The sequence below is a fragment of the Streptomyces sp. NBC_00102 genome (assembly GCF_026343115.1).
GTDB lineage: Bacteria > Actinomycetota > Actinomycetes > Streptomycetales > Streptomycetaceae > Streptomyces.
This window is the reverse complement of sequence record NZ_JAPEMC010000001.1, coordinates 2,813,419-2,833,005: the sequence shown is the minus strand read 5'-3', so window position 1 is coordinate 2,833,005 and position 19,587 is coordinate 2,813,419. Positions and strand designations below refer to the sequence as shown.

At 72.6% G+C, this 19,587-nt stretch carries 12 protein-coding genes and 2 pseudogenes; 7 read left to right on the top strand and 7 right to left on the bottom strand.

Annotated features, from left to right (window positions below; translation table 11 throughout):
• Window positions 1-105: 105 nt before the first annotated feature.
• Genes OHA55_RS12490 through OHA55_RS12475 form a run of 4 tightly spaced genes read right to left on the bottom strand, consistent with a single transcriptional unit; the run spans window position 106 to window position 3,665 of the window.
• On the bottom strand, window positions 106-972 hold the full coding sequence (locus OHA55_RS12490) for a 1,4-dihydroxy-6-naphthoate synthase (protein WP_266705752.1): 867 nt from the start codon (window positions 970-972) through the stop codon (window positions 106-108).
• Window positions 956-1,651, bottom strand: coding sequence for a futalosine hydrolase (locus tag OHA55_RS12485; RefSeq protein WP_266705750.1), 696 nt, complete (start codon window positions 1,649-1,651; stop codon window positions 956-958). Before OHA55_RS12485 ends, OHA55_RS12490 begins: the two co-directional genes overlap by 17 nt.
• Window positions 1,652-1,706: 55 nt before the next feature.
• Window positions 1,707-2,186 (bottom strand): DUF2771 domain-containing protein, encoded by a 480-nt coding sequence (locus OHA55_RS12480; protein ID WP_266705749.1) that lies wholly within the window; start codon window positions 2,184-2,186, stop codon window positions 1,707-1,709.
• 27 nt (window positions 2,187-2,213) lie between these two features.
• Window positions 2,214-3,665 (bottom strand): MFS transporter, encoded by a 1,452-nt coding sequence (locus OHA55_RS12475; protein WP_266705747.1) that lies wholly within the window; start codon window positions 3,663-3,665, stop codon window positions 2,214-2,216.
• A 450-nt stretch (window positions 3,666-4,115) separates the two neighbouring features.
• Here OHA55_RS12475 and OHA55_RS12470 point away from each other — a divergent pair, with 450 nt between their 5' ends.
• The 3 genes and pseudogenes from OHA55_RS12470 to OHA55_RS12460 all read left to right on the top strand — a co-directional run bounded on the left by OHA55_RS12470 (window position 4,116) and on the right by OHA55_RS12460 (window position 11,695).
• Window positions 4,116-5,048, top strand: coding sequence for a DUF3027 domain-containing protein (locus OHA55_RS12470; protein ID WP_266705745.1), 933 nt, complete (start codon window positions 4,116-4,118; stop codon window positions 5,046-5,048).
• Window positions 5,049-5,265: 217 nt separating this feature from the next.
• Entirely contained in the window at window positions 5,266-8,484 is a 3,219-nt protein-coding gene (locus OHA55_RS12465; protein WP_266710591.1) for a sacsin N-terminal ATP-binding-like domain-containing protein, read from the top strand.
• A 310-nt stretch (window positions 8,485-8,794) separates the two neighbouring features.
• Window positions 8,795-11,695 (top strand): annotated as a pseudogene (locus tag OHA55_RS12460) (Tn3 family transposase).
• 89 nt (window positions 11,696-11,784) lie between these two features.
• On the opposite strand, the gene OHA55_RS12455 reads toward OHA55_RS12460, so the two are convergent.
• On the bottom strand, window positions 11,785-12,705 hold the full coding sequence (locus OHA55_RS12455) for a LysR family transcriptional regulator (RefSeq protein WP_266705743.1): 921 nt from the start codon (window positions 12,703-12,705) through the stop codon (window positions 11,785-11,787).
• A gap of 135 nt (window positions 12,706-12,840) precedes the next feature.
• On the opposite strand from OHA55_RS12455, the gene OHA55_RS12450 reads away from it, so the two are divergent.
• The 4 genes from OHA55_RS12450 to OHA55_RS12435 all read left to right on the top strand — a co-directional run bounded on the left by OHA55_RS12450 (window position 12,841) and on the right by OHA55_RS12435 (window position 16,495).
• Entirely contained in the window at window positions 12,841-13,602 is a 762-nt protein-coding gene (locus OHA55_RS12450) for an SDR family oxidoreductase (protein ID WP_266705741.1), read from the top strand.
• 72 nt (window positions 13,603-13,674) lie between these two features.
• Entirely contained in the window at window positions 13,675-14,568 is an 894-nt protein-coding gene (locus OHA55_RS12445; protein ID WP_266705739.1) for an SDR family NAD(P)-dependent oxidoreductase, read from the top strand.
• Between the two features lie 59 nt (window positions 14,569-14,627).
• Window positions 14,628-15,536, top strand: a complete 909-nt coding sequence (locus OHA55_RS12440) for an alpha/beta hydrolase (protein ID WP_266705737.1) — start codon at window positions 14,628-14,630, stop codon at window positions 15,534-15,536.
• Complete coding sequence (locus OHA55_RS12435; RefSeq protein WP_266705735.1) at window positions 15,533-16,495, top strand: NADP-dependent oxidoreductase; 963 nt, start codon at window positions 15,533-15,535, stop codon at window positions 16,493-16,495. Before OHA55_RS12440 ends, OHA55_RS12435 begins: the two co-directional genes overlap by 4 nt.
• A gap of 208 nt (window positions 16,496-16,703) precedes the next feature.
• On the opposite strand, the pseudogene OHA55_RS12430 reads toward OHA55_RS12435, so the two are convergent.
• A pseudogene (locus OHA55_RS12430) lies at window positions 16,704-17,054 on the bottom strand (SDR family NAD(P)-dependent oxidoreductase); the annotation flags it as partial.
• Between the two features lie 59 nt (window positions 17,055-17,113).
• Window positions 17,114-19,552: an HAD-IC family P-type ATPase gene (locus OHA55_RS12425; RefSeq protein WP_266705733.1), complete on the bottom strand. Its 2,439-nt coding sequence runs from the start codon at window positions 19,550-19,552 to the stop codon at window positions 17,114-17,116.
• Between the last annotated feature and the right edge of the window lie 35 nt (window positions 19,553-19,587).

The window sequence follows — 19,587 nt, the reverse complement described above, 5'->3', positions numbered from 1 at the left end:
CGGTACGGAATCCACGCCCGTACCACCGCGCAACCGCCGACGGCGGCCCCGGGAAGGGGCCGCCGTCGGTGCGTGTCTGGCCGGAAACAGACCAGGGCGCGGGTTTCAGGGGAAGGCGAGCGCGTCCGGCGCCAGGGCCGGGACCAGCCCCTCCGCCGCCGCCCGCGTGAGCAGCCCGCGGATCGCCGCGTAACCGCTCTCGCCGAGGTCGGCCGTGAACTCGTTGACGTACAGCCCGATGTGCTGGTCGGCGACGGCCGGGTCCATCTCCTGGGCGTGCTCCAGGACGTAACCGCGGGAGACCTCCGGGTCGTCCCAGGCCATCTTGACCGAGGTGCGGATAGAGTCGGCCAGCGCGAGGAGGGTCTCCTCGCCCAGCGAACGCTTCGCGATGATCGCGCCCAGCGGGATCGGCAGCCCGGTGGTGGACTCCCAGTGCTGCCCCATGTCGGCGAGGTTGTGCAGCCCGTAGTTCTGGTACGTGAAGCGGGCCTCGTGGATGACGAGTCCGGCGTCGACCTTGCCGTCGCGCACCGCGGGCATGATCTCGTCGAACGGCATGACGACGATCTCGCCGACCCCGCCCGGCACGGTCTCCGCCGCCCAGAGGCGGAAGAGCAGGTAGGCGGTGGAGCGCTCGCTCGGTACCGCGACCGTCTTGCCGGTCAGGTCGGTGCCCGGCTCGCGGGTGAGGACGAGCGGACCGCAGCCGCGCCCCAGCGCGCCGCCGCACGGCAGCAGCGCGTACTCCTGGAGGACCCACGGCAGCACCGCGTAACTGACCTTCAGCACATCGCCCTCGCCGCGCTCGGCGAGACCGTTGGTGATGTCGATGTCCGCGAAGGTGACGTCGATCGGGGCGGCGCCGGGGACCCGGCCGTGCGCCAGCGCCTCGAAGACGAAGGTGTCGTTGGGGCAGGGGGAGAAGGAGATCTTCAGCGCGGTGTCCGCGCCGTCAGTCGTGGTGGTCATGGTGGGTCCAACCTTCCAGTACGGGGATGAGCTTCCCGAAGGCTCCGGTGAGCGCGGCCAGGGCGTCACCGATGCGCCAGGCGTCCCGGTCGCGCGGGCCGACCGGGTTCGACACGGCCCGGATCTCCAGCACCGGCAGTCCGATCGCGCCGGCCGCCTCGGCGACCCCGAACCCCTCCATCGCCTCGGCGACGGCGTCGGGGTGGGCGGCCAGCAGTGCCTCGGCGCGCTCCGCGCTGCCGGTCACGGTGGACACCGTCAGCACGGTGCCGGTCGCGGCCCCGGTGGCGGCGGCGGCCTCCCGCACCAGCGGGCGGGGCGGCACGTGGAGCACCCGGCCGAAGCCGAGGCCGGTGACGGAGACGAAGCCCTCGGGGGTCTCGGCGCCCAGGTCGGCGGCGGCGATACCGCTCGCCACGACGAGGGAGCCGACGGGCGCGGCGGGTGCGAACCCGCCGCCGATCCCGGCCGACACGACGAGGTCGTACGGGCCGGAGGCCAGGGCGAACGCGGTGGCCGCGGCGGCCGCCGCAGGGCCGACCCCGCCCGCCAGCACGTCGAGCGGTCCGGTGCGGTGCAGTTCGGCACCGGGCACCGTACGCACCTCGGGAGCCTCCCCGGACGCGCGTGTGACCGCGTCCCGTTCGGCGGGAACAGCGGTCACGACGAGCACACGCACTTCGAAGACGTCCGGGGTGAGAGGGCGGAACGCGGAACAGGGACCGGAACGCTGCCTAGTCGGTCTTCTTGAGCTTGAAGTGCCAGACACCGATGAGCTTCGAACCGTCGGTCTCGACGACGCTGACCTGGGTCTCGTTGCTCGTCTCACCGGTCTGGCTGGAGAAGAACGCGCTGCCGGTGATCGAGCGGTAGGACCGCTTGTACGGCTCCTGCTCGGCCTGCTGGCCGTCGATGAAGAGCGTCCAGCCGTTGTCGGCGATCTCCGGGTCGACGCCGAAGCGGACCCGGTCGTCCATGGCGACGTCGATCGACTTGTCGGCCTTCTTGTTCAGGCAGCCCTGGATCAGCGACTCCTTGATGGGATCGCCGTCGTTGTAGCAGGCGGCCTCGGTCGACACCGAGGTCGTGCCGACCGTCACGGTGGCGAGCGGCGTCGGCTTGTCGCAGGCGGACAGGACGAGGAGTCCCGCGGACACGGCACCAAGAGCGACGCCGATTCGACGGCTCTTACCTGAGAAGAACGCAACGGTCATGGGCCGAAGGCTATCGGTCGCTCCGCTTCACGCCACGCGGGGGTGCGGTGAGCCGCGCCGCGCGGAGGTCAGGAGACCCCGTACGGACGTTGCGGCACCCAGCGCGAGGATTCCGGCGGCGACCGACATGCCCAGTACTCCATTGAGCGGGAGCGCGATCCCGATGCCGCCGCCGACCACCCACGCCATCTGAAGGACCGTCTCCGACCGGGCGAAGGCGGAGGTCCGCACCTCCTCCGGCACGTCCCGCTGGATCATCGCGTCCAGCGAGAGCTTCGACAGCGCCTGCGTGAAGCCGGCGACCGCGCCGAGCACGGCGACGAACACCGTCGAGAAGAACAGCGCGGCCAGCACCGCCGCGCCGAGAGCGATCCCCAGCACCGTCGCCACGATCACCTCGGGTCCGCGTGCCCGCAGCAGCGAGCCCACCGCCGTACCGACGGCGTTGCCGGTGCCCGCCGCGACACCGACGATCCCGAGCGAGACGGCGGCGCTCTGACCGGCCATCGGCTCGTTCCGCAGCAGGAACGCGAGGAAGAAGATGAGGAAGCCGGAGAGCGCGCGGTGCGCGGCGTTGGCCTGGAGGCCGTGCAGCACGGCACCGCCCACCGACCGCAGCCCCGGCGGCCGCTCCCGCCGCTCCTTGGTCCGCCCGGCCCCCCGCTTGGTACGCAACAGGGTCGAGCCGGTCCGGGAGCCCTGCTTACGGCCGACGGGCGCGGCCGCGACGGTCACCCCGTGCTCCTCCGCGAGGCGGGCCCGGCGCTCGCCCTTGGCGGAGTCCACCTTGGGCGGCAGGGTGAAGGCGAGGAAGGCACCGCCCAGGAAGATGGCACAGGCGCCGAAGAGCGGCCACGCCGGTCCGGCCATCTGGAGCCCGGCGCCGATCGGAGCCGCGATCCCGGTGGCCAGCAGCCCGGCCAGGGTGACCCGCGAGTTCGCCTTCACCAGGGAGAACCGCGGCGGCAGCAGCCGCGGCACGACAGCGCTGCGCACCACTCCGTACGCCTTCGAGCAGACGAGCACCCCGAGCGCCGCCGGGTACAGCTCCAGGCTGCCGGAGGCGACCGCGCCGGACATGACGACCGCCAGCACCGCGCGGACCAGCATCGCGCCCGCCATCGCCGCCCGGCGGCCGTGCGGCAGCCGGTCGAGGAGCGGACCGATGACCGGGGCGAGCAGGGTGAACGGCGCCATGGTGATCGCCAGGTAGAGCGCGACGCGGCCCCGGGCCTCGTCGGTCGGGACGGAGAAGAACACCGTGGAGGCGAGCGCCACCGTGATCATGACGTCGCCCGCGCCGTTGACGGCGTGCAGCTCGATCAGTTTGCCGAGCCCGGACTCACCGGCGCCGTGGGCGTGCGTCACCTTGCGGATGGACCGTCCGGTGCCGAAGAAGCCCGAATGCAGCGCGTGGCTCATCGCCCGGCCCGCCCTGCGGAAGGGGCCGGAGACGTCGTGCGACCGGACAGAAGCCACTTCGTCATACTGCCCCAAGCTCCCTCCGGTGAACCGACGACAGCGCGGGGCATCCGTCCACGAAGGTGCGGAGAAGGCGCGGACGGCGGTAGGGGAAGGGCCGGCCGTGCGGTTCGGGCCGGACCGTGACACCGGGAGTTTCCTCGCCGTGAGGCCGGTGGAATCCGTCGCGTCACGCATCGGAAAGGTCGCGTTTGGGACGGGCAGGTGGGCGCGGGGCGGCGGAGAGGGTAGCGTGCGTTACGCGCCACCGGCGGTTGTTCTTGGCCGCGCGCCTCTCCGCGATCCCGCAGAATGGGTCGTGAGAAGCACGCCCGAGGCAGGCAACAACGGGTGTGGACGTCGACGCGGTCCCCTGGTCCGCTCCGCCCACAGCCGTCATGGCTGAAATCGGACATCGATGGAGCCATCGGCGCGCTCGTGAGACTGCGTAGGAGAGAAGCGAGACCTGTGAGTGCTGCGACGACGCGAAGCCGTACGGCCCGTACCCCTGTTCCCGACCGGCTCTGTGCCGAAGCGGTAGATCTCGCGCGCGCCGCGGCCGAGGAGGCCGCCGCCCCCGGCGAGGTCGGCGACCACGTGGCCGTGGTGGCCGAAGGGGACCGGGTCGTCACGCACTACTTCGAGTGCGAGATGTTCGGTTACCGGGGCTGGCGCTGGGCGGTGACCGTCGCCCGGGCCTCCCGCGCCAAGAACGTCACCCTCGACGAAACGGTGCTGCTGCCCGGCTCGGACGCCCTCCTCGCCCCCGAGTGGGTGCCCTGGAGCGAGCGGCTGCGCCCCGGCGACATGGGCCCCGGCGACCTGCTGCCCACCGAGGCCGAGGACCTCCGCCTGGAGCCCGGGTGGACCGGCGAGACCGTCGACGAGACGGAACCGCCGGAGGTCTCCGAGGAACTGTCCGCCCTCGCCGACACCGAGGACGCCGAGCTGACGGGCCGGCGGCCCTCCGCGATCGGCCGCGGCTCCATCGCCTCGGTCGCCGAAGAGCTCGGCATGCGGCGTGCGCGGGTGCTGTCCCGGTACGGCCTGCACGCGGCGGCCGACCGCTGGGACGAGGAGTTCGGCCCCAAGACGCCGATGGCACAGGCCGCCCCCGCGACCTGTGTGAGCTGCGCGTTCCTGGTTCCGCTGACCGGTTCGCTGCGGCAGGCGTTCGGCGTCTGCGCCAACGAGTTCGGCCCGGCCGACGGTCACGTGGTGTCGCTGGCGTACGGCTGCGGAGGCCACTCCGAGGCCGCCGTCATGCCGAAGCCGCCGACGCCCGCACCGCACGCGCTCGACACCATGCGGGTGGACACCTACCAGCTGCACCCCGAGCGCGACGGCGGCTCCGTCCCCGACGAAACCGACGCGCACGCGGACGACCTCGGCCACTCCTGACGCACCCAGGGCGCGCCGCGACGCGCTCGCGGCGCGTTCCCGGCCCGCCGCGACGCACGGCGGACACCGGCCACCCCCGGATCCGCCGTGCCGAACCGCACACCCCCGGTACCCGCTCCCGTGAACCGCGCTGTCGTCCCCGCGCGGTACGTTCGGGCGCACACGGGGCGGCAACGCCCCACGGGCAAGCGGAACAGAGCGGAGTCGAAGCGTGAGCATGAAGGCGACCGAGGGGGCCGATCCGTTCGGGACGGCACGGCTGCGGCGCGGCGTGCTCAACGCCTGGGGTGCCGGGCCGGCCCGCTTCCGCGAGGACGCCAACGCCGAGGAGGACCTGGCGCTCGGCGGTTACCGCGACCGCCTGGTCGTGGAACTCGCGCAGAACGCGGCCGACGCCGCCGCCCGCGCCCGGACACCCGGCAGGCTCCGGCTCACCCTGCACCCCGGCGCGGACGGCGCGCCCACCGTGCTGGCCGCCGCCAACACCGGGGCGCCGCTGGACGCCACCGGTGTCGAATCGCTCTCCACCCTGCGCGCCTCCGCCAAGCGCGAGGGCCACGAGACCTCCGTGGGCCGCTTCGGCGTCGGCTTCGCCGCCGTCCTCGCGGTGAGCGACGAACCCGCCGTCCTCGGCCGGCACGGCGGAGTCCGCTGGTCCCTCGCCGAGGCCCGCGTCCTCGCCGAGGGCGCGGCCGTCGGCAGCCCCGGCCTCGGCGACGAACTCCGCCGTCGCGACGGCCACGTACCGCTGCTGCGCCTCCCGCTGCCCGCCGAAGGCACCGCGCCCGAGGGCTACGACACCGTGGTGGTACTGCCGTTGCGCGACGGCACCGCCGAGGACCTCGTGAAGCGGCTCCTCGACTCCGTCGACGACGCGCTCCTGCTGACCCTGACCGGACTCGACGAGGTCGTGATCGAAACCCCGTCCGGGGTACGGACGTTGACGCGCTCCGCGCACGGCCCGTACATCCACGTCGAGGACTCCGCGCACGGCGTCAACCGCTGGCGCACCGTCTTCCACCACGGGCCCGTCGAACCCGCGCTGCTCGCCGACCGGCCCGTCGAGGAACGGCTGCGCCCGCACTGGTCGGTCACCTGGGCCGTCCCGGTCGACGACGACGGCTCGCCCCGCCGCCCCGCCACCGCGCCCGTGGTGCACGCCCCGACGCCCACCGACGAACCCCTCGGCGTGCCCGCCCTGCTCATCGCCTCGCTGCCGCTGGACACCACCCGCCGGCACCCCGCGCCCGGCCCGCTCACCGACTTCCTGGTCGAGCGCGCGGCCGACGCCTACGCCGAACTCCTCGGCGAGTGGCACCCCGTCTCCACCGGCACCCTCGACCTGGTTCCCGGACCGCTCGGCCAGGGCGCGGTGGACGGGGCGCTGCGCGCGGCGATCCTCCAGCGGCTGCCCCGGGTCGCGTTCCTCGCCCCCGCCGTGCCCGCCGACCCCGCCGCCGCGATCGCCCCGGCCGCCGACGGCTGGGCCGACGACTGGGCGGAGCCGGGCGCCCCCGACGCGGTCCGGCACCGGGACCACGCGGCCTTGCGGCCCGTCGAGGCCGAGGTCGTGGAGGGCGCAGGCGCCGAGACCGTACGGGTCCTCGCCGAGGTCCTGCCGTGCCTGCTGCCCGCCGGGCTGGAGCGCCGCACCGAACTGCGCACCCTGGGCGTCGGCCGGGTCCCGCTGACCGAGGCGATCGACCGGCTCGCCGGCCTGGAGCGCGAACCCCACTGGTGGCGGCGGTTCTACGACAGCCTCGCCGGGGTCGACCCGGACCGCCTCTCCGGGCTGCCCGTCCCGCTGGCCGGGGCGGCCGACGCCCCCGAGGGGCAGCCGCCCCGCACCACGATCGGCCCGCGCCAGGTGCTGCTGCCGCTGCCCGACGCGCTGACCGGACCGGTGCTCGCCCGCCTCGCCCGGCTCGGCCTGAAGGTCGCCCACCCGGACGCCGCGCACCCGTTGCTGGAGAAGCTCGGCGCGCTGCCCGCCACCCCGCGCGCCGTACTGACCACCCCTCAGGTGCGGGCGGCGGTCGCAGGATCGCTGGACGCCGGGGAGATCTGGGACGAGGACGCACTTGACGGCGACGAGCTCGTGGAGACCGTCCTCACCCTGGTGCGCGACGCCGAGCTGAACCCCGGCGACGAACCCTGGCTCGGCGCTCTCGCGCTCGTCGACGAGGACGGGGAGACCGCGCCCGCCGGTGAACTCGTGTTCCCCGGAAGTGAGTTCGCCCAGATCATGCGCGAGGGTGAACTCGCGCTCTGTGACGATGAGTTGGCCGAACGCTGGGGTGAGCAGCCGCTCACCGCCTGCGGGGTGCTGGCCGGCTTCGCGCTCGTACGCACCACCGACGTGGTGCTCGACCCCGACGAACTGGAGCCCCGCGACGGCGACTTCGCCGAACCCGACGACGCCGGACTGCTGGACGCCGTCGACGTCTGGTGCGAGGACCTGCTCGACCAGCTCCCCGACACCCCGGTACCCCCGGTGGCCACGGAGATCGTCGCCGTGCGCGACCTCGACCTCGTCGCCGACGACGCCTGGCCGCAGGCGCTCGCCATGCTCTCCCGGCCGCCGCTGCGCGACGCCCTGACCCAGCCGGTCCGGGTGCTGCTCCCGGACGGCACGACCCGCTCGGTGCGCCCGTACACCGCTTGGTGGCTGCGCGACCACCCGGTGCTGGAGGGCCGCCGCCCGGCCGGAGTCCGCGCGGCGGGCGGCGACCCGCTGCTGGACGGCCTCTACGACGCGGTGGACGCCACCGGCTTCGACGACGCCCAGGTGCTCCGCGCGCTCGGCGTGCGCACCACGGTCGAAGCCCTGCTGGACGAGCCCGGCGGCGCAGCCGAACTCCTCGGCCGCCTCGCCGACGAGGACCGTCCGGTGACCGCCGTACAACTCCACGCGCTCTACACCGCGCTGGCCGACCTCGACCCCGAACAGGTCACCCTGCCGGACGAGCTGCGGGCCGTCGTGGACGGCGCGGTGGAGGTGGTCGACGCGGCGGACGCCGTCGTCGCGGATGCCCCGGACGTGCTGCCGCTCGCCGGCGGACTGCCGCTGCTGCCGGTCGCCCCGGCCCGCGCCGCCGAACTCGCGGAGCTCTTCCAGGTCCGCAGGCTCGGCGAGACCATCGAAGCCGAGGTGGAGACCGAGGGCGAGGAGCACGAGGTGCCCGAACCGGTCCGCATCCTGCTCGGTGAGCGCACCCCGGACACGTACGTCGAACACGAGGAACTCCACGCGGGCGGCGTCGCACTCGACTGGCGCCGCGCCCCGGACGGCACCGTGCACGCCTCGACCCTCGAAGGGGTCGCGGCCGGACTCGCCTGGGCGGCCGGCCAGTGGCCGCGCCGCTTCGAGGTCGCCGCCCTCCTGGAGGACCCCTCGCGCACGGCGGAGCTGGCCCGGGACCGCTGGTTCGACTGATCCGCAGCTGCCGGCCGTGCCTGGGCCGCCCACCGGTCCGCAGCCGTCCGGTGAGCCGTGCGTGGTCGGCTCACCCGGCGTCGTCGGGTGCGAAGTCGGTGGAGAGGGTGAGGTCTTCCCAGGCGGCGAGATCGTGGTCGACCGCGTCACGTCCGGCCCTGACCAGACGCAGGGCGTCCGGCCTCGGGGAACATCGGTACAGCGGTTGGCGCTGAGAACGATCATGGTCGGCTAGCACACTGGCTGGGGGCTCCGCTGGGGATCGCGGAAAGATCGCCGGACGGGTGCCGGGGCTGGCTACGGTCCGCTCGTGCCGGTGGAGTTTCTGACTGATGAGCAGGCCGAGGCGTACGGGAAGTTCGCCGAGGAGCCGACCCGCCCCGAGCTGGAGCGGTTCTTCTTCCTAGACGACGTCGACCGCGACCTGATCGCACTGCGGCGCTCTGCGCACCACCAGCTCGGCTTCGCGCTCCAGATGTGCACGGTGCGCTACATCGGCCGGTTCCTCCCGGACGATCCGCTGGAGGCGCCGTGGCCGGTGGTTGAGCATCTGGCCGCACAGCTCGGTATCGAGGACCCGTCGGTGGTGATGCGGTACACCGAGCGGCCGAAGACGGCGTACGAGCATGCGTGGGAGATCCGGGACACCTACGAGTACCACGAGTACGACGACGCGGAGTGGTCCCGGCGATTCCGCACCTTCCTGCACGGGCGGGCGTGGACGCACGCCTAGGGCCCGAAGGCGCTGTTCGACCACGCGGTGGGCTGGCTGCGCCGTAACCGGGTGCTGCTGCCCGGGGTGTCGGTGCTGGCCCGGCAGGTGTCGGAGGTGCGGAGGGTCGCTGACAAGCGGCTGCACGCCACGGTCGCGGGGGCCGCCCGCCGCGCGGACCCGGCGCTCCCTGGGGATCTGGTGGCGACGCTGAAGACACCGGAGGGCTCGCGGTTCTCCGAGCTGGAGCGGCTGCGCCGGCCGCCGACGCGGACCACCGGTACGGCGTTCGCCCGCGCGCTGGAGCGGGTGGACGAGATCGGAGCGTACCGGCTCGGCAGGTTGAGGCTGTCGCAGATCCCGCCGAACCGGATGGCCGCGCTGGCCCGGTACGCGCTGGGGTCGAAGGCGCCGCTGCTGGAGCGGGCGGCGGAGCCCAAGCGCACGGCGATGCTCACCGCGGTGATGCGGCACCTGGAGGCGAAGGCGATCGACGAGGCCCTGGACTTGTTCCAGGTCCTGATGGCCACCCGGCTGCTGAACACCGCGAAGCGCAAGACGGAGAAGGAGCGGCTGTCGACGCTGCCGCAGCTGGAGAAGGCGTCACGGGTGCTCGCGCGGGCGGCGAAGATCCTGTTCGAGGAACTGGAGCTGGTCGAGGAGCAGGAGACCGACCTGGACGTGGCCGCGCTCTGGGCAGCCGTGGAGGAAGTCGCCCCGCGCGCGACCCTAATGACTGCGGCGGCCACGGTGGTGACGCTGGTGCCCGAGGACGAGAACTCGGCCGAGGTCGCCATGCGGGCAGCGCTCGCGAACCGGTACGCCACGGTGCGCCCGTTCCTCGCGTTGCTGGGCGAGTCGAAGGCGCTGGACGCGGCGAGCGCCGGGAAGCGGGTCTTGGCCGGGGTGCGCGGCCTTCCGGCGCTGGCCCGGCGGAAGACGGGCGTCAAGCCGCTGCTGCCGCGCGAGGTGGACGACAAGCTCGTGCCGCCCGCGTGGCGCAAGGCCGTGTACGCCAACCCCGACCTGCCGCAGGGCGCGGTGGACCGGGACGCGTACGTGGTGTGCGTGCTGGAGCAGCTGCACCGGGCCCTGAACAACCGCGACGTCTTCGCCGCACCGTCGCACCGCTGTTCCAACCCGCGGGCCCGCCTGCTGGACGTGCCCGACTGGGACGCGGTCGAGGAGGACGTCCTGGCGGCCCTGAGCCTGGACATGCCCGTCACCGAGCACCTGGCGGAGCTGGTGCGCGGGCTGGACGCCGGATGGAAGCAGCTCGCCGAACGCCTTGAGGAGGCGGGGCCGGCGGCGAAGGTCTCCATCGAGGTGGCCGGCGACGGGCGGGTGAAGCTGAACGTCGACAAGCTCGGCGCCCTCGGCGAGCCGAAGTCCCTGACCTGGCTGCGCCAGCGGGTCGAGAAGATGCTCCCGAAGATCGACCTGCCGGACCTGCTGTTCGAGGTGAACGCCTGGACCGGGTTCCTCGACGCCTTCGTCCACCTCGGCGACGGCACCACCCGGATGAAAGACCTGCCCACCTCGGTGGTCGCACTACTGGTGTCCGAGGCGTGCAACATCGGCCTGACCCCCGTGGTCAACCCCGGCTACGAAGCACTGACCCGAGCCCGGCTCGTGCACGTCGACCAGTACTACCTGCGCGCCGACACCATCGCCGCCGCGAACGCGCGGCTGATCGCCGCCCAGGCCGGCATCCCGATCGTGCGCTACTGGGGCGACGGGCTGCTGGCCTCCGTAGACGGGTTGCGCTTCCAGGTGCCGGTGCGCACCATCAACGCCGCCCCGTCGCCGAAGTACTTCGGGTTCAAGCGCGGCATCACCTGGCTCAACGCCGTCAACGACCAGGTCGCGGGCATCGGGCAGATGGTCGTGCCCGGCACCCCGCGCGACTCCTTGCACATTCTGGACGCCCTGCTGAACCTCGACGGCGGGGTCAAGCCGGAGATGGTGGCGACCGACAACGCCTCGTACTCCGACATGGTGTTCGGCCTGTTCAAAATCCTCGGCTACAACTTCTCACCCAGGTTCCGCGACCTGGACGACCAGCGGTTCTGGCGGGCCACCATGCCCGGCGTCGAGACCGGCACGTACGGCGCGGTGGAGGACCTGGCCCGCAACCGCGTGAACCTGAACAAGGTGATCACGCACTGGCCGGACATGCTGAAGGTCGCCGGTTCCCTGGTCACCAACCAGGTCCGCGCCTACGACCTGCTGCGCATGTTCGGCCGCGACGGCCGCCCCACCATTGTGCTCTGGACAACCCGCTACATCGACGCCGCCGTCGCCCAGCTGAAAGCCGAGGGCCACGAGATCCGGGACGTGGACATCGCCCGGCTCTCCCCGCTCAAGCACCGCAACCTGAACCTGCTCGGCCGCTACAGCTTCACCGCCTCGACCCCGGCCGCCGGCGCCCTGCGCCCGCTGCGCGACCCGGACGCGCCGGAGCTGGACGAGGACGAGGACGAGTCGGCGGGCGACTGAAGCCGAGGCGTCAGCCGGTTGGCACCAGTGCGGCGTCGTACTGCTCGACGGCCCAAGGCAGCACCACACAGGGGAGCAGGAACCAGTCGCTAGTGCTGCGTCGGCTCCGGCAGTTCGGAGGCGACGGCGCGGATGGCATTTCGGAGCCAGCGCTGCCCCAGGTCGCCGTCGAGCCGCGGGTGCCAGGCCATCAGGTAGCCCAGTGGGCGGATTTCCTCGGGCGCGGGCAGGATTCGGATGCCCGGGTCCGGGCGTTGCTCCGTGAGTAGCCGTGCGGGGAGTGTGAGGACCAGCCGGGTGCCCGGGACCGAGCGCAGGGCCAGGGAATGGTAGGGGACGGTCAGTCCGGCCCGGCGGTGCTCTCCGAGGTCTTCCAGGCGTTGCTCGATCGCGGTCTGGCGCTCGCCGATGGTGCCGACGATGACATGGGTGGCGTCCAGGTACTCCTCCAGGGCGATCGCCGGACGTTCGGCGAGCGGGTGGTCGGCGGAGAGCACGCAGACGAACTGGTCGTCGAGGAGATGTTCGTTGTGCAGGGCGGTGAGTGGCGTTGATCTGGCGAGGAACACCAGGTCGACGACCCCCCGGTCGAGGTCCTCGTAGATGGCGTCGTGCCAGGTGCGGAAGTGCAGTGTGGAGCGCGGTGACTCCCGGAACACACGCTGGAAGACCGCGGGCGCGAACACCTGGGTGAAGTCGGTACCCGCGACCCGGAAGGTCTCGGCGGCCTCGGCTGGGTCGAACCCCTCCGGGGCGAACAGGCTCTCCAGCCGCGGCAGGACTGCCCGCAGCTGGCGCTGGACGCGCTCGGCCCGCGGGGTGAGCCGGTACCCGCCCGGCGTGCGCACCAGCAGTTCGTCGCCGAGGGTGTCCCGCAGCCGCTGGAACGCCCGGCTCATCGCCGGCTGGCTCATTCCGGCGACTTCGGCTGCGCGCGAGACATGCCGCTCCTCCAGCAGTGCGGCCAGCGGAGCCAGCAGGTTGAGGTCGACCCGTTCGATATGCACCATCTGAATAATCTATATCTCGATGATGCATTGGACAAATACTTGGGGGCGGCGGAGGGTTGATCCAGTCGCCAGGCGAATCGCCCGCGAACTCGCACAGTGCCAGGCGTCCGTCCGGACGCCGGATCAGGAGCAGTGATGAACAACGCGGTATCGCAGAACGGATCCAGCCGGCCCAGGGTGGCCGTGGTGACCGGCGGCTCGGGCGGTATCGGCGGCGCGGTCGCGCGCCGGCTGGCCGCGGACGGCACGGCCGTCGTCGTCCACTACGCGGGCAGCGCGGCGAAGGCCGAGGCGGTCGTCGAGTCGGTCACCGCAGCCGGCGGCACGGCGGTGGCCCTGCCCGGCGATGTTGCCGAGCCGACGGCGATGACCGGGCTCTTCGACGCGGTGGAGGAACGTTTCGGGGGCGTCGACGTGGTCGTCAACACCGCGGGGATCATGCTGCTGGCCCCGCTCGCCGAGATGGAGCTGGAAGCCTTCGACCGGATGCACCGGGTCAACGTCCGCGGGACCTTCATGGTCTCCCGGCTCGCGGCCCGCAGGCTGCGCCCCGGCGGCACGCTGATCAACTTCTCCACCTCGGTGACCCGGCTCCAGCAGCCCGGCTACGGCGGCTACGCGGCGACCAAGGGCGCGGTCGAGGCCATGACCCTGATCCTGGCACGCGAACTGCGCGGCCGGGACGTCACCGTCAACGCGGTGGCCCCCGGGCCGACCGCGACACCGCTGTTCGTCGAGGGCAAGAGCGAGGAGCTGATCGGCCGGATCGCCGCCGCCGCACCCCTGGAGCGGCTCGGCACCCCCGAGGACATCGCCGAGGCCGTCGCCTTCCTGGCCGGCCCCGCCGGCCGCTGGATCAACGGCCAGGTGCTGTACAGCAACGGCGGCATCACCTGACCCTCTCCACCACGTCCGCCTCTCTTCTCCCTCTCCGTTCCTCCCCTTCACTCCTCCGATAGGAGACCCACCATGTCGACTGTGCTCATCACGGGTGCCGCCACCGGCATCGGCAACCTGACCGCGCGAGCCCTGGCCCGGGCCGGTCACCGCGTCTACGCCTCGATGCGCGCCCCCGGAACCCGCAACGCCGCCCCCGCTGAGGAACTGCACCGCCTGGCCGGGGCCGAGCGGCTCGACCTGAACGTGGTCGAACTCGACGTCGCCTCGCAGGAGTCCGCCGACCGCGCGGTGGCGGCCGTGCTGGAGGATGCGGGGGCGCTCGACGTCGTCATCCACAATGCCGGGCACCTGGTCACCGGCTACGTGGAGGCGTTCACCGCCGAGGAGATCGCCCACCTGGTCGACGTCAACACCCTCGGCGTCCAACGGCTCAACCGCGCCGCGCTGCCACACCTGCGCGGGCAGGGCAGCGGCACCCTCCTCTACGTGGGCAGCACCATCCCGGTGACCACACCGCCGTTCCTCGGCCCGTACGTGGTGTCGAAGGCGGCGATGGACTCGCTGGCGCTGGTGACCTCCTACGAGGTGGCCCCGCTCGGCATCGAGACGGTGATCGTCATGCCCGGGGCCTTCACCGAGGGCACCGACCACTTCCCCAAAGCGGGACGGCCCGCGGACGCCACCGGTGTCACCGCCGGCTACCGGGTACTGGACCCGCTGGTCGCCCGCAACGAGCAGGCCACGGAAAGCCTGTTCACCCCGGGCACGCAGGCCGACCCCTCGGTGGTCGCCGAGGAGATCACCAGGATTCTGTCCCTGCCCTTCGGCGAGCGCCCCTTGCGCAGCGTGGTGGACCTGACCAACTCCCTGGTTGAACAGGCCAACTCCGCGGTGCTGGAGGCCCGCGCGGACTTCGTGCGGCGCATGGGCTTCGGGGAGGTCCTGCACGTCACCCGGGCGTAGGCCGCCCCGCACCCGTTCCGTAACCGATCACCTCACCTCCCTCGCAAGGAAACGACGACATGACCCGCAGTCAGCTGGACTCCGTCTCCGACCTCTTGCTGAACTCCCCGCTGGACCTGGGCGGCGACGTGGCGAAGATGCGCCGCGTCTTCGACGAGATACTCGGCGCCGCACCGCTGCCCGACGACGTCCGCACCCGGACCACCGACCTGGGCGGGGTACCCGCCGTCGAGGTGCGCGCCGGTGACGCAGTGCCGACGGCCGCCACCGTGCTGTACTTCCATGGCGGCGCCTACGCGATCGGCTCCGCCGCCGCCGGCGTCGGCCTGGTCTCCGAGATCGCCCGGCGCACCGCGGCCACCGCCCTGTCCGTCGACTACCGGCTCGCCCCCGAACATCCCTTCCCGGCCGCGGTGGACGACACGCTGGCCGCCTACCGGGCACTGCTCGACCGAGGCGTCCCGGCCGGCTCGATCGCGGTGACCGGCGAATCGGCCGGCGGCGGCCTCGCCCTCGCCCTGCTGCTGGCGATCCGGGACGCGGGGCTGCCGCAGCCGTCGTCCGCGACCGTCCTGTCCCCATGGACGGACCTCACCCAGTCCGGCGGCACCATGACCACCCGGGCCGACGCGGATCCGGCGCTCACCCGCCGGGCCCTTCAGACCCGGGCCGCCGACTACCTCGCCGGCGCGGATCCACGCACCCCGCTGGCCAGCCCCCTGCACGCCGACCTGCGCGGACTGCCACCGCTCCTGATCCAGGCCGGCGGCCGCGAGATCCTGCTCGACGACGCCCTGCGACTGGCCACGCGGGCCGCCCACGCAGACATCCCGGTCACCCTGCGGACCTTCCCCGGAGCGCCGCACGTCTTCCAGGGCTTCGCCCCGCTCGTCGACGAGGCGGCGCAGGCCCTCGACCAGGTCGCCGCCTTCATCAACGGCCATATCCAGCCGGAGGGACGCCCGTGAAAGCCATACGTTTCCACCGCTACGGAGACATCGACGTGCTCGGCGTCGAGGACGTCGAACCGCGTCCGCTGGGCCCACGCGACGTGCTGGTACAGGTGCGGGCCGCCGGGATCAACCCGGGCGAGGCCAAGATCCGTACCGGGGCCCTGCACGAGCGGTTCCCCGCGACGTTCCCCTCCGGACAGGGAAGCGACCTCGCCGGCACCGTCGCCGCGACCGGGGCGGCGGTGACCGGCTGGGCGCCCGGGGATCCGGTTCTCGGCTGGTCCTGGGAGCGGTCCAGCCACGCCGAGTACGTCGTCGTCCCGCACGACCAGCTCGTCCGCAAGCCCGACGGGCTCCCCTGGACCGCCGCAGGCGCCCTCTACGTCGCGGGCAGTACCGCCTGGGCAGCGGTCACCGCTGTCGATGCGGGGGCCGGCGAGACGGTCGTGGTCAGCGGGGCCACCGGCGGGGTCGGCACCATCGCCGTCCAACTCCTGCGCCTGCGCAGGGCGCACGTGGTCGCGATCGCCTCCCCGCGGCACCGGGACTGGCTGGAGTCCCAGGGCGCCACCCTCGTCCACTACGGGAGTGGAGTCACCGAACGCCTCCGCCGGGCGATCGAGGACGACGGGGTCGGCACGGCGCACGCCTTCCTCGACTTCCACGGCGGCGACTACCCGCGGATCGCGCTCTCCCTGGGGGTGCCGCCGCGCAGGGTCAACACGCTCGACTACGGCGTCGCCGCCGTGCTCGGCGCCCGGGCACAGGGCAGTGCGGAGGGCACCAGCCGGGCGGTGCTGACCGAGTTGGCCGAGCTGACGGCGGCCGGCCGGATCGAGGTGCCGATCAGTCGGACCCACCCGCTGGGAGAGGTCCGGGCGGCCTTCACCCACCTGGAACACGACCACCCTCTGGGCAAGGTCGTCCTCCTCCCAAACGCCGTCCCCAACAGCATCGAGAGCAACGACGCTTGAAATAAGCCCAGGTGACGCTCACTCAGGCGGGTGGGCGGGAGCCCTCGATGAGGGCCCAGTACCTTCTAGGTGTATTGACCACGAGCGTTGTTGACAGTGGGCTAGCGCTGCGATGGCACGTAGCAGGTATGGCAGCCAAGTAGGCATGGTTCATCGTGGCGAGGCGTTCGGGGCAGGGCTTTGCCGTCGTTCACTCGGCCTGGGCTGCGAGGCTGTCGGTGAACAGCACGAGATGGGCAGGAGGATTCGGCTCGTCGAGGATGCGCAGCAGGGCCGCGGCGGCCTTGGCGGGGTCGCCGAGCTGGTGGCCGTCGGCGGTCTGCCGGGCGGCACGGATGGGCTCGAACAGCTCGTCGTGGTCGGGGATGCTGCGCGGCGCGCGGACCATGGAACGGCCGGCCCAGTCGGTACGGAAGGAGCCCGGCTCGACGGCCGTGACGTGGATCCCGAAGCCGGCGACCTCCTTGCCGACGGCCTCCAGGATGCCTTCGAGGGCGTACTTGCTGCCGCAGTAGGCGGAGACACCGGGGAAGGAGGCCAGACCGCCCATGGAGGTGACGCCCGGGCCCACTCGGTGGTCGCGCAGGCCGCCGCGGGCAGCACGGCGCTCAGGCGCGCTCACCCCCCGAAGCGGCGGCCCACCAGGCGCCAGACGTACTCCAGCAGCACCGAGGCGGCCGCCGCGACGGCCACCGCCGCCCACGGCATGGTGGTGCCCACCAGCTTCAGCGCGAAGAAGTGCTGGAGCCACGGCACCGCGAGCACGATCAGGAACGCCACCCCCATCGAGGCGACCAGCAGGATCCGCCACCAGGTGTACGGGCGGGCGATGATCGCCAGCACCCACATCGACACCAGGAACAGCGTCAGCGTCGCCGCGCTGGTCTCCGCGTCGAGCGCCCCCGCCCCCGAGTAGTGGCTCCCGGCCAGCATGTACGTCAGGAAGGTCGCCGCCCCCGCGATGACCCCGGACGGGATCGCGTACCGCATCACCCGGCGGACGAAGTGCGGCCGGGCCCGCTCCTTGTTCGGGGCGAGCGCCAGGAAGAACGCGGGGACCCCGATCGTCAGCGTCGAGAGCAGCGTCAGATGCCGGGGGAGGAACGGGTACTCCACCTGGAAGCAGACCACCAGGATCGCCAGCAGCACCGAGTAGACCGTCTTCGTCAGGAACAGGGTGGCGACCCGGGTGATGTTGCCGATCACCCGGCGCCCCTCGGCGACCACCGAGGGCAGGGTGGCGAAGCTGTTGTCCAGCAGCACGATCTGCGCCACCGCCCGGGTCGCCTCCGACCCGGAACCCATCGAGACACCGATGTCGGCGTCCTTCAGCGCGAGCACGTCGTTGACGCCGTCGCCCGTCATCGCGACCGTGTGGCCGCGCGACTGGAGGGCGGCGACCATGTTCCGCTTCTGCTGCGGGGTGACCCGGCCGAAGACCGCGTGCTCCTCCACCGCGCTCGCCATCGCGTCCTGCTCCTTCGGCATCCGCCGCGCGTCGAGCGGATGCTCGGCGCCCGGCAGCCCGAGCTTCCCGGCCACCGCCCCCACCGAGACCGCGTTGTCCCCGGAGATCACCTTCGCCGCGACCCGCTGGTCGGCGAAGTAGCGCAGCGTCTCCCCGGCGTCCGGCCGCAGCCGCTGCTCCAGCACGACGAGCGCGGTCGGTACGGACCCGGCGGCGGCGTCCGGGCCGTCCAGGCCGCCCCGCGCCCGGGAGAGCAGCAGCACCCGCAGCCCCTGCCGGTTCAGCTCTTCGATCGCGGTCAGCTCGGGGTCGCCGTCCGGGAGCAGCACGTCGGGTGCGCCGAGCAGCCAGACGGATTCGGCGCTGTGGGGGGACGCGGCGCCGCCGTCCTCCCGGAAGGCGGCGCCGCTGTACTTGCGGGCCGAGGAGAACGGCAGGGTGTCCGTCACCCGCCAGCCGCCCGGGTCGGGGTGGGCGTCCACGATGGCCAGCAGGCTGGCGTTCGGCCGGGGGTCCGAGCCGCCGAGGGCTCCCAGCACCCGGGCGACGTACGCCGCGTCGGCGGATCCCAGCGGGCGGACCTCGGTGACGTCCATGCCGCCCTCGGTGAGGGTGCCGGTCTTGTCGAGGCAGACCACGTCGACCCGGGCCAGCCCCTCGATGGCGGGCAGCTCCTGGACGAGGCACTGCTTGCGGCCGAGGCGGATGACGCCGATCGCGAAGGCGACCGAGGTCAGCAGCACCAGCCCTTCCGGGATCATCGGCACGATCCCGCCGGCGCTGCGGGCGACCGACTCCTTGAAGTCGTTCTCCTTGACGACCAGCTGGCTGATGACGAGCCCGATCGCGGTCGGGATCATCATCCAGGTCACGTACTTCAGGATCGTGGAGATGCCGCTGCGCAGCTCGGACTGGACGAGGGTGAAGCGGGACGCCTCCTCGGCGAGCTGGGCCGCGTACGCCTCGCGCCCGACCTTCGTGGCGGTGAACGCCCCGCCGCCCGCGACGACGAAGCTGCCCGACATCACCGGGTCGCCCGCGTGTTTGAGCACCGGGTCGGCCTCGCCGGTGAGGAGGGACTCGTCGATCTCCAGGTTGTCGGCCTCGCCGACCGTGCCGTCCACCACGACCTTGTCGCCGGGACCGAGCTCGATCAGGTCGCCGAGCACGATCGCGGAGGTGGAGATCTCGGCGGCGGTGCCGTCGCGCCGCACGGTGGGTTTCGCCTCACCGATGACGGCGAGCCCGTCCAGGGTCTTCTTGGCCCGCCACTCCTGGACGATCCCGATGCCGGTGTTGGCGATGATCACGAAGCCGAAGAGGCTGTCCTGGATCGGTGCGACGGCCAGCATGATCGCCCAGAGCACGCCGATGATCAGGTTGAACCGGGTGAAGACGTTGGCGCGGACGATCTCGGTGAGCGAGCGCGAGGAGCGGACGGGTACGTCGTTGACCTCGCCCCGCGCGACCCGTTCGGCCACCTCGGCGGTGGTGAGCCCGCGGGGGTCGTACGCCGGCGGCTCGGCCTCTTCGGAGGGGGAGCGTTCGGGGGTCTGCCCCCCGGAGGAGTCGATTGCCCGCTGCGTCATGGTTCAGACGGTACGGGCGGAATGCCCGGCCAGCC

Coding starts and splice junctions, on each gene's coding strand:
- OHA55_RS12455 (WP_266705743.1), bottom strand. CDS start 12,705: ATGGTGCATATCGAACGGGTCGACCTCAACCTGCTGGCTCCGCTGGCC.
- OHA55_RS12450 (WP_266705741.1), top strand. CDS start 12,841: ATGAACAACGCGGTATCGCAGAACGGATCCAGCCGGCCCAGGGTGGCC.
- OHA55_RS12445 (WP_266705739.1), top strand. CDS start 13,675: ATGTCGACTGTGCTCATCACGGGTGCCGCCACCGGCATCGGCAACCTG.
- OHA55_RS12480 (WP_266705749.1), bottom strand. CDS start 2,186: ATGACCGTTGCGTTCTTCTCAGGTAAGAGCCGTCGAATCGGCGTCGCT.
- OHA55_RS12425 (WP_266705733.1), bottom strand. CDS start 19,552: ATGACGCAGCGGGCAATCGACTCCTCCGGGGGGCAGACCCCCGAACGC.
- OHA55_RS12440 (WP_266705737.1), top strand. CDS start 14,628: ATGACCCGCAGTCAGCTGGACTCCGTCTCCGACCTCTTGCTGAACTCC.
- OHA55_RS12490 (WP_266705752.1), bottom strand. CDS start 972: ATGACCACCACGACTGACGGCGCGGACACCGCGCTGAAGATCTCCTTC.
- OHA55_RS12465 (WP_266710591.1), top strand. CDS start 5,266: ATGAAGGCGACCGAGGGGGCCGATCCGTTCGGGACGGCACGGCTGCGG.